9 protein-coding genes, 1 pseudogene and 1 riboswitch are annotated in these 9,704 nt (G+C 65.9%); of the genes and pseudogenes, 8 read left to right on the plus strand and 2 right to left on the minus strand.

Annotation, left to right across the window (positions count from 1 at the left end; genetic code table 11):
* A pseudogene (locus RT028_RS18290) lies at positions 1–287 on the minus strand (phosphoribosylformylglycinamidine cyclo-ligase); the annotation flags it as partial.
* Between the two features lie 323 nt (positions 288–610).
* Here RT028_RS18290 and RT028_RS18295 point away from each other — a divergent pair.
* From RT028_RS18295 to RT028_RS18310, 4 genes are all read left to right on the plus strand, one after another.
* The gene (locus tag RT028_RS18295; protein WP_312936604.1) at positions 611–1,675 is read left to right on the plus strand and encodes a DUF2066 domain-containing protein; all 1,065 of its coding nucleotides are present in this window, start codon (positions 611–613) and stop codon (positions 1,673–1,675) included.
* 417 nt (positions 1,676–2,092) lie between these two features.
* Positions 2,093–2,797, plus strand: a complete 705-nt coding sequence (gene hda / locus RT028_RS18300; RefSeq protein WP_296269031.1) for a DnaA regulatory inactivator Hda — start codon at positions 2,093–2,095, stop codon at positions 2,795–2,797.
* Positions 2,798–2,937: 140 nt separating this feature from the next.
* Positions 2,938–3,582 carry a C40 family peptidase gene (locus RT028_RS18305; RefSeq protein WP_312936609.1) on the plus strand — a complete coding sequence of 215 codons (645 nt, stop codon included), beginning with the start codon at positions 2,938–2,940 and terminating at the stop codon, positions 3,580–3,582.
* A gap of 137 nt (positions 3,583–3,719) precedes the next feature.
* Complete coding sequence (locus tag RT028_RS18310) at positions 3,720–4,262, plus strand: C40 family peptidase (protein WP_312936611.1); 543 nt, start codon at positions 3,720–3,722, stop codon at positions 4,260–4,262.
* Positions 4,263–4,337: 75 nt separating this feature from the next.
* Here the strand turns inward: RT028_RS18310 and RT028_RS18315 are convergent, their stop codons facing one another.
* Positions 4,338–5,648, minus strand: a complete 1,311-nt coding sequence (locus RT028_RS18315; RefSeq protein ID WP_409567300.1) for a PQQ-dependent sugar dehydrogenase — start codon at positions 5,646–5,648, stop codon at positions 4,338–4,340.
* A gap of 232 nt (positions 5,649–5,880) precedes the next feature.
* Positions 5,881–6,086: riboswitch (cobalamin riboswitch) on the plus strand.
* A gap of 122 nt (positions 6,087–6,208) precedes the next feature.
* Between RT028_RS18315 and cobO the strand changes: the two genes are divergently transcribed.
* The 4 genes from cobO to cbiB all read left to right on the plus strand — a co-directional run.
* A complete protein-coding gene (gene cobO, locus RT028_RS18320; protein WP_312936615.1) occupies positions 6,209–6,820 on the plus strand; it encodes a cob(I)yrinic acid a,c-diamide adenosyltransferase in 612 nt (203 codons plus the stop codon).
* A complete protein-coding gene (locus tag RT028_RS18325; RefSeq protein ID WP_312936617.1) occupies positions 6,817–8,112 on the plus strand; it encodes a cobyrinate a,c-diamide synthase in 1,296 nt (431 codons plus the stop codon). Before cobO ends, RT028_RS18325 begins: the two co-directional genes overlap by 4 nt.
* Before the next feature lie 139 nt (positions 8,113–8,251).
* On the plus strand, positions 8,252–8,902 hold the full coding sequence (bluB, locus tag RT028_RS18330) for a 5,6-dimethylbenzimidazole synthase (RefSeq protein ID WP_312936619.1): 651 nt from the start codon (positions 8,252–8,254) through the stop codon (positions 8,900–8,902).
* The coding region (cbiB, locus tag RT028_RS18335) for an adenosylcobinamide-phosphate synthase CbiB (protein WP_312936620.1) at positions 8,899–9,704 on the plus strand (806 nt) is incomplete at its 3' end. The genes bluB and cbiB, both read left to right, overlap by 4 nt.

Consider the following 9,704-nt stretch of genomic DNA (forward strand, 5'->3'; position numbering starts at 1 on the left):
ACCAGGTCGTTCACGCACATGGCGACCAGGTCCTGGCCGATGCTGTCGTGCTTGTTCAGGTTCAGCGCCAGGCGCAGCTTGGTGCCGACGCCGTCGGTGCCAGAGACCAGCACAGGCTGCTTGTAGCCGGCCGGGATCTCGCAAAGGGCGCCGAAGCCGCCCAGGCCACCCATGACTTCAGGGCGTGCGGTGCGCTTGGCCACGCCCTTGATGCGTTCGACCAGTGCTTCGCCGGCGTCGATGTCTACACCGGCGTCCTTGTAGCTCAGGGAGGGTTGCTTGCTCATTGATCCAGGCCTTTAACGGGGAGGGATTCAGGAAAACGACCCTGACAGGCAAGGCCGGCGATGAGTGGCCAGCTGCCGGAGACGTCAGCGGTCTGCGAAGGCGCGCGATTTTATCAGGGTTGCCACGCAGCGGCCATCCTCACGCCGACGGGCAGGGTGGTAAATAGTAAAAATCCGGCAGCGCCGTGCGCAGGTGCAATGCTGTGTATACCGTAGGAAAAGGCGCTGAAGACCAGAGCAAGAGTGCCCCGGGGTTGCCAGCGCTGATTCGATCCGCCAGGCTTCGCCGCCGCACCTTCCCCCGACCCAACCAGGAGTGCCGCATGCGTTTGATCACCTGCCTGATGGGGGCCAGCCTGGCCCTGCTCGCCGGCCTCGCCCAGGCCGACACCGTGGCCGGCCTGTACCAGGTGCGCGAACCGGTGCAGGGCCAGGGCGAGCAAGCCCGCGCCGAGGCCACCGGTCACGCCTTCGACACCCTGGTCCAGCGTCTGACCGGCGATGCCAGCGCCGCGCAGAGCCCGGCCCTGGCCAGCCTGCGCAAGGACCCGCAGCCGATCATCAGCCAGTTCGGCTTCGAGGGTGGCACGCCAGAAAGCCTGCTGGTGGAGTTCGATCCCGGCAGTACCGAGCGTGCCTTGCGCAAGGCTGGGCTGGCGCTGTGGGGCAGCAACCGGCCGTCCATCCTGGGGTGGTGGCTGTTCGAGACTGCCGAGGGCAGCCATCTGGTCGGCGATGGCCAGCCCGACGCCAAGGCCTTGCGCCGCGCGGCGCAGCATCGCGGCCTGCCTCTGCGCTTGCCCCTGGGTGATCTGCAAGAGCAGTTGGTCGCCGACGCCAAACAGCTGGAAGCCAAGCAGCCTGCCGCCTTGCGCGAGGCGTCGGAGCGCTATGGGGCCAATGCGCTGCTGGCGGTTCACGCGCAGCAGGCTGAGGGTCAATGGCAAGCCAAGTGGCAGTTGTGGTTGGGTGACCAGCGCGAGCAGGGCACGGCCCAGGGCGCCGATCCTGCCGCGTTGGCCGATGCGGTGATGCTGGCGATTGGTAATCGTCTGGCCCCGCGTTATGTGGTGCGTCCCGGCAGCAGCAGTAGCGTGCAGGTGCGCGTACAGGGCATGAACCTGGCGCGCTATGCCGAGCTGGGGCGTGTACTGGAAGCCTACGCGCCACGGCTGCAGCGGGTCACGGGCGATACCCTGACCTACGCGGTGAGCGGCAATCGCGAGCAGCTGCGGGCGCAACTGGCGCTGGGCAAGCTTCAGGAAGTGCAGAATGATGCGCAGCCCGTACCGGCGGTATCAGCGCCGGTCTCCCTGTCGAACGGTGCTGGCGGTGAACCGGCGCCGGTGCCGGAGCCGCCATTCGAGGGTCTGCAGTTCCGCTGGTAGGCGGGGTGGTCGGCACGGCCACTGGAGGTGCACTGTACCGTCTGGTTCAGGCCTGATGCCAAGGGGTGGCAGGGTTGGGCCGGCTGACCGGAGCGCCGGACCGGCCGCTTCTGTCCCCGCCCGTGCTCGCCCGAACACTCACCGTGGCCAACACTGCGCGCCCTGTAGGAGCCGGGTGCCAGGGGTGCCAAGGTTGGGCCGGCTGCGGCGCCCATCGCTTCTTTATAAGCAGCACGGCCCAGCTCTGCTTCAACAGCACCGCGCCAGCACGCACCGACCTGCCACCTGTGCACATCGCCCAAGCCATTGATTTTCCTGCCGCTCCCGGACAGCGTGATTGTGCGCCCCGCACAGCAGGTATAGACTTTGCCGTCTTTTCACCTAAGGCCCCCTGGGTCCTCGTGACCGCCCGCCAGCATGAAACCGATCCAGTTGCCCTTGGGTGTGCGCCTGCGCGATGACGCCACCTTCATCAACTATTACCCCGGCGCCAATGCTGCCGCGCTGGGCTATGTCGAGCGGCTGTGCGAGGCCGATGCCGGCTGGACCGAAAGCCTCATCTACCTGTGGGGCAAGCAGGGCGTCGGGCGTTCCCATCTGTTGCAGGCTGCCACCCACCGTTTTCAGCAGTTGGGTGAGCCAGCGGTCTACCTGCCTCTGGCGCAACTGCTCGATCGCGGTATCGAGTTGCTCGATCACCTGGAGCAGTTCGAGCTGGTGTGCATCGACGACCTGCACGTGATCGCTGGCAAGGCCGATTGGGAAGAGGCCATGTTCCATCTCTTCAACCGCTTGCGCGACAGCGGCCGCCGCCTGCTGCTGGCCGCCTCCAGTTCCCCCCGTGAGCTGCCGATCCGCCTGCCGGATCTCAAGTCGCGCCTGACTCTGGCGCTGATCTTCCAGATGCGCGGCCTTTCTGACGAAGACAAACTGCGCGCTCTGCAATTGCGCGCTTCGCGTCGCGGCCTGCAGATGACCGACGAGGTCGGGCATTTCATCCTCACCCGTGGCACGCGCAGCATGAGCGCGCTGTTCGACCTGCTGGAGCGGCTCGATCAGGCGTCGTTGCAGGCGCAGCGCAAGCTTACAATCCCGTTTCTCAAAGAAACGCTGGGCTGGTAATTGGGGCGCAAAGTATCGATTCGTTGCCTTTGATCTCGGTCAACACGAAAAGTCACATTTATTTCGATAAAATTTGCATATCACTCCGATAGGCGGCATAGTTTCCACCTTCAAAAACCACTCAAGCCACGGTCGTGCCCATGCTGAATCGCTTCGCACCCCTCGTGCCTCTTGCACTCGTGACCCTTCTTTTTGGCTGCGCCTCACAACAAGCGCCTACTTCACAGCCGCAGGTCACCCCGCACGTCGCCACCCAGGCTCAATTCAAGGCCAAGCCATCGGCCTCTTCCGTCTTCACCGAGCAGGACCTTGCTGCCTTCGAAGACGAACAACCCACCTTCTCCAGCAACGGCCAGCCTTATCAGATGCCGGTCCTGGCAGACAGCATTCTGGAACGCGGTAAAGAGCTGATCGGCACCCGCTACCGCTTTGGTGGCACATCCGAGCAATCGGGCTTCGACTGCAGCGGCTTCATCGGCTACCTGTTCCGTGAAGAAGCCGGCATGTCACTGCCGCGCTCCACCCGCGAAATGATCAACGTCGATGCGCCGAAAGTAGCGCGCAACAAGCTCAAGCCTGGCGACTTGCTGTTCTTCAGCACCAACGGTCGCGGCCGTGTCAGCCACGCTGGCATCTACCTGGGTGACAATCAGTTCATCCACTCCAGCAGCCGCCGCAGCGGCGGAGTGCGTATCGACAGCCTGGGCGATCGCTACTGGAGCAAGACCTTCATGCAGGCCAAGCGCGCATTGGCCATGGCACCGACCAACATCGCACGCAACTAATCACGTAGCGCTGTGGTCGGTACACACGGCGGTTAGCTGAAAAGCTAGCCGCCGTGCGCATTTACAGAATACGTCTAATCTAACTTCTCAACTCTTTTCGGCTATGGCCGACCCGTTCCCGACAGGACGTTCCGACCATGAAAACAATGGTGCGCCTTGCTTTCCTGATGTCCGCTGCGCTGCTGGCTGCCTGTTCCAGTCAAGCACCAGCACCTGCTCCAGCCCCGGTGATCAAGCCGCAGATCACCTTCAACACGCAGCCGAGCTTCTCGCCGGTGGCCTCTGACGTGCTGTTCCGCGCCATTGGTCTGGTCGGTACGCCCTATCGGTGGGGTGGCAACACGCCAGATTCAGGCTTCGACTGCAGTGGCCTGATCAAGTACGTGTACAACGATGCCGCCGGCATCAGCCTGCCGCGCTCAACACGGGAAATGATCGTGATGCGCGCGCCGAGCGTGAACATCAATGCGCTGCAATCAGGCGACATCGTGTTCTTCGCGACCAACGGCGGCTCTCAGGTGAGCCATGCGGGGATCTATGTCGGGGAAGGGCGCTTCGTGCATGCGCCGCGCACCGGCGGCACGGTGCGCCTTGATTACCTGTCCAACAGCTACTGGTCGAAGGCCTATCTGCAGGCCAAGCGGATCATTCCGGCAGGGCATCTGGCGCAGAATCCGTAAAGGCAGCGGCTACGCGCAGGTATCACGGGTGGATCGGTCGAATGAGCCGAGCCACCCGTGATACGTTTCAGGCGCTCATTTCGCGTTGGCCGTGACCCGCCAGATCACGTTGCCCACATCATCAGCCACCAGCACACCGCCGCGCGGGTCATTCACCACGCCCACGGGTCGGCCCATCGCCTTGCCCTCTTCATTGACGAATCCGCTCAGCAGGTCCATCGGCTGGCCGGTCGGTTTGCCTGCGTCATCGAAGGGTACGAACAACACCTTGTAGCCACTCAGCGGCTTGCGATTCCATGAGCCGTGCTGGCCGATCAAGGCGCCTTGGCTGAACGGCGCCGGCAGCGCACCGGGTTGGATGAAGGTCAGGCCGAGCGAGGCCGTGTGTGGGCCCACGGCGTAGTCCGGCACCAGCGCGCTGGCGACCTTGGCAGGATCTTGCGGGTCGACGCGCGTGTCGACGTGCTGGCCGTAGTAGCTGTAGGGCCAGCCATAGAAACCACCGTCCTTGACCGAGGTGATGTAGTCGGGCACCAGGTCGCTGCCGATCTCGTCCCGCTCGTTGACCGCCGTCCACAAGGCGCCGCTGTGCGGCTCCCAGGCCAGGCCATTGGGGTTGCGCAGGCCTGAAGCGAACAGGCGCTGCTTGCCGCTGGCAGGGTCGACCTCCCAGATCGCGGCGCGCCCTGCTTCCTTGTCCAGACCGTTTTCACCGACGTTGCTGTTGGAACCGACGGTGACGTACAGCTTGCTGCCGTCCGGGCTGGCAATGACGTTCTTGGTCCAGTGGTGATTGAGCGGGCCGCCGGGCAGATCGACGACTTTGGTGCCGGGGTCGCGAATCTGCATGGCGCCCTCTGCGTAGTGGAAGCGCAGCAGTTGGTCGGTGTCGGCGACGTAGAAATTGTTGCCCACCAAGGTCATGCCGAAAGGCGAGTTCAGCCCTTCGATGAAGGGGGTGCGGATTTCCGCGACGCCGTCGTGGTCAGCGTCGCGCAGCAGGGTGATGCGGTTGGCGCTCGGTACACCGGCACCCGCGCGTTGCATTACCTTCTCGGTAATCCAGCCGAGAATGCCGGCGCTGTCATCGGGCTTGGGCGGCGCATTGGTTTCGGCCACCAGCACGTCGCCGTTGGGCAGCACGTAGAGCCAGCGCGGGTGGTCGAGGTCGGTGGCGAAGGCCTTGACCTGAGTGCCCTTGGCTGCGATCGGCTGAGCGCCGTTGGGCCAGCCGATCGCAGGGGCGATGTTGACCGTGGGGATCAGGGTCTTGTTCGGTTCCGGCAGCTCGGGTGCAGGGCCCATACCGTCAGAAACCTGCAGCCGGGCGGATTCGCCGCAGGCGACCAGGCTGGTAGTCAAGGCAAGAAGCAAACCGATACGCATCTGGAACATGCACCAACCCTCCGGAAATGGGATACCGCTTGGAAATCAGAGGCAGCCGGGGAGGGGGTAGTTCAGTTGCGATGGCGGCGAACCGGCCTGGCGCTGCCACCTCGATCTCCTTGCCAGAGCAGCAGCACCCATCGCTCTGTCAACATCCTCTGGCGCCAGGCACCGCATCGAATCACCCCCGACCCCCACCCACTTCATTGACGCTCCGAGTGCAACCCTCTAACCTTCGCCGTTTGTTTCAGGTGCCCCATGGACATGCTGCCAACGGGGTGAAACTGGGAAGCCGGTGGGTGCGTCGTTCGCACGAATCCGGCGCTGCCCCCGCAACGGTAGGTGAGTCTGGCCTCGCGCAAGCGCAACGCGCAGCAGGCCGGTGGCCCAAGGCCCCGCTCACGAGCCCGGAGACCGGCCTGTCACTGCCTGAACGGCATCACGGAGGGTGATGCGCGGTGCTCCGTGGCCTCGGCCATGGCTGCTGCGCGCCCCTGTGCCTGCCTGCCTTATCGACCTGTCGGCGCTCGCTTGAAGCGCCACGGCCCGCGGAGACCCCCATGAGCGAATCCCCCGAGCGCGACGAACGCCACCTGGCACGCATGCAGCGCAAGAAAGCGGTGATGGATGATCGCATCGCCAATTCCCCCAACGAGTGCGGCCTGTTGCTGGTGCTGACCGGCAACGGCAAAGGCAAGAGCAGCTCGGCCTTCGGCATGCTCGCCCGGGCCATGGGCCACGGCATGCGCTGCGGCGTGGTGCAGTTCATCAAGGGCCGCAACAGCACCGGGGAGGAGCTGTTTTTTCGGCGCTTCCCTGAGCAGGTCAGCTACCACGTGATGGGCGAAGGCTTCACCTGGGAAACCCAGGACCGCCAACGTGACATCGCCGCTGCCGAAGCCGCCTGGGCCGTCTCCAGGCAGTTGTTGCAAGACCCGGCCGTGCAGTTCGTGGTGCTCGATGAACTGAACATCGCCCTCAAGCACGGCTACCTGGACCTGGATCAGGTGCTCAGCGACATTCAAGCGCGCCCGCCCATGCAGCACGTGATCGTCACCGGTCGCGGCGCCAAGCCCGAGCTGAACGAGCTGGCCGACACCGTGACCGAGATGGGTGTCATCAAGCATGCCTTTCAGGCCGGGATTCGCGCGCAAAAGGGCGTGGAACTGTGAGTGAACCGCGACACTGCCCGGCGGTGCTGATCGCAGCACCGGCGTCCGGGCAAGGCAAGACCACGGTCACGGCCGCCCTGGCGCGGCTGCACCGCAACCTCGGTCGCAGGGTGCGGGTTTTCAAATGCGGGCCCGACTTTCTCGACCCGATGATTCTCGAACGCGCCAGTGGCGCGCCGGTGTATCAGCTCGACATGTGGATGATTGGCGAAGCCGAAAGCCGCCGCCTGCTCTGGCAAGCGGCCGCCGAGGCCGACCTGATCCTCATCGAGGGCGTGATGGGCCTGTTCGACGGCACACCGTCCAGCGCCGACCTGGCCCGGCATTTCGGCGTGCCAGTGCTGGCGGTGATCGATGGCACGGCCATGGCGCAGACCTTCGGTGCACTGGCCCTGGGCCTGGCGCATTACCAGCCCGACCTACCATTTGCCGGCGTGCTGGCCAACCGGGTGGGCAGCCTGCGTCATGCACAGCTGCTCGAAGGCAGCCTGACCCAAGGGCTGCGCTGGTACGGTGGCCTGTCGCGCGAGCGCGGCATCGAGCTGCCCAGCCGCCACCTGGGCCTGGTGCAGGCCAGCGAGCTGAATGACCTCGACCTGCGCCTGGACGCTGCCGCCCAGGCGCTGGGCGAGAGCTGCGACGCTGCACTGCCGCCCCCGGTGACCTTCCAGGCGCCGCAGCCGGTGGCCATCGCCCCTACGCTGACCGGCGTGAGCATTGGCATTGCCCGTGACGAGGCCTTCGCCTTCGCCTACGGCGCCAACCTCGACCTGCTACGTGCCCAGGGCGCCACACTGCACTTCTTCTCGCCGCTGCATGACCAGGCGCTGCCGGCCGTCGACAGCCTGTACCTGCCCGGCGGCTACCCCGAGCTGCACCACCATGCGCTCGCTGCCAACACGCCAATGCTGGACGCCATCCGCGAACATCATGCTGCGGGCAAACCGCTGCTGGCTGAGTGCGGCGGCATGCTCTATCTGCTCGACGCACTGACCGACGTTGCCGGCGAACGCGCTGAACTGCTGGGCCTGCTGCCGGGCGAGGCGACCATGCAAAAGCGCCTGGCCGCCCTGGCCCTGCAAGCGGTGACGCTGCCTGAAGGCACCCTGCGCGGGCACACGTATCATCACTCCCTGACCACCACCGAGCAGACGCCCATTGCCCGCGGCCTGAGCCCCAATGGCGGGCGCGGCAATGAAGCGGTGTACCGTCAAGGGCGGATGACCGCGTCTTACGTGCACTTCTATTTCCCATCCGACCCCGAGGCGGCCGCCGCGCTGTTGCGACCATGAGCGAGCAGGCTCTGCGTGACCTCGCGTGCGCCACCTGCCCCCGCAACGGGGCAGTCTCCGGTCAGGGCCGGCTGACGGCGTTTGTTCTCCAGGTCTCTTTGCCCTCCGATCCCGAGGCGGCCAGCGCGCCATCAACCCCATGAACCCACACGCTTTCAGTGACGCCGAGCGGGCTGCGGTCTACCGCGCCATCGGCGAGCGCCGTGACATGCGCCACTTTGCCGGCGGCGAGATCGCGCCCGAGTTGCTGCAGCGCTTGCTCAGCGCCGCACACCAGGCGCCCAGCGTCGGCTTGATGCAGCCCTGGCGCTTCATCCGAATCACCCAGCGCGCGTTGCGCAGCCGCATCCAGGCACTGGTGGAGGCCGAACGGCTGCGCACCGCCGAGGCCCTGGGCGAGCGCTCCGATGACTTCATGCAGCTCAAGGTCGAAGGCATCCAGGACTGTGCCGAACTGCTGGTCGCCGCCTTGATGGACCAGCGCGAGGCGCACATCTTTGGCCGCCGCACGCTGCCGGAAATGGACCTGGCCTCACTGGCCTGCGCCATCCAGAACCTCTGGCTGGCCGCTCGTGCGGAGGGATTGGGCATGGGCTGGGTGTCGTTGTTCGAGCCGCAGGCGCTCGGCGACCTGCTGGGCCTGCCCGCTGGCGCGAAGGCCGTCGCGGTGCTGTGCCTGGGGCCGGTCAAGGCGTTCTACCCGGCGCCGATGCTGGTGCAGGAGCACTGGGCCGAAGAACGCCCGCTGGCCGACATGCTGTTCGAGAACCACTGGGGAGAACGTCCATGAGCATCGCCCTGTTGAGCGTGGCCGGGGTGGCGCTGGATGCCTTGCTCGGCGAACCCACGCGGCGTCATCCGCTGGTGGGCTTCGGCCACTTCGCCAACGCCCTGGAGCGTCGGCTCAACCCCGGTGGCCGAGGCTGGCGCAGCCATGGTGTGAGCGCCTGGTGTCTGGCCGTGCTGCCGATCACGTTGCTGGCGCTGATCCTCTCCTGGCTGCCGGTGATCGGCTGGCTGGTCGACGTGCTGGCGTTGTACTGCGCACTGGGCCTGCGCAGCCTGGGCGAGCATGTGCTGCCGGTGGCCCACGCACTGCACCGGGGCGATCTGGCCGAAGCGCGGCGCCGGGTGGGTTATCTGGTCAGCCGTGAAACCGCCGAGCTGGATGAGCCCGCCGTGGCGCGCGCGGCCACCGAGTCGGTGCTGGAAAACGGCAGCGACGCGGTGTTCGCCACGCTGTTCTGGTTCATCGTGGCCGGTGCCCCGGGCGTGGTGCTGTACCGCCTGAGCAACACGCTCGACGCCATGTGGGGTTATCGCAACCCACGCTTCGAGCGCTTCGGCTGGGCGGCTGCGCGCATCGACGATCTGCTCAATTACCTGCCAGCGCGCCTGGTGGCGCTGACCTACGCGTTGCTGGGCAAGACCCGCCTGGCGCTCACCTGCTGGCGCCGCCAGGCACCGCTGTGGGACAGCCCCAATGCCGGGCCGGTGATGGCCGCAGGCGCTGGCGCGCTGGGCGTCGAGCTGGGTGGGCCGGCGGTCTATCACGGCGAGCTGCACGAGCGCCCGCAGTTGGGCGAAGGCCC

It is taken from the genome of Pseudomonas sp., assembly GCF_032058845.1.
Lineage (GTDB): Bacteria > Pseudomonadota > Gammaproteobacteria > Pseudomonadales > Pseudomonadaceae > Aquipseudomonas.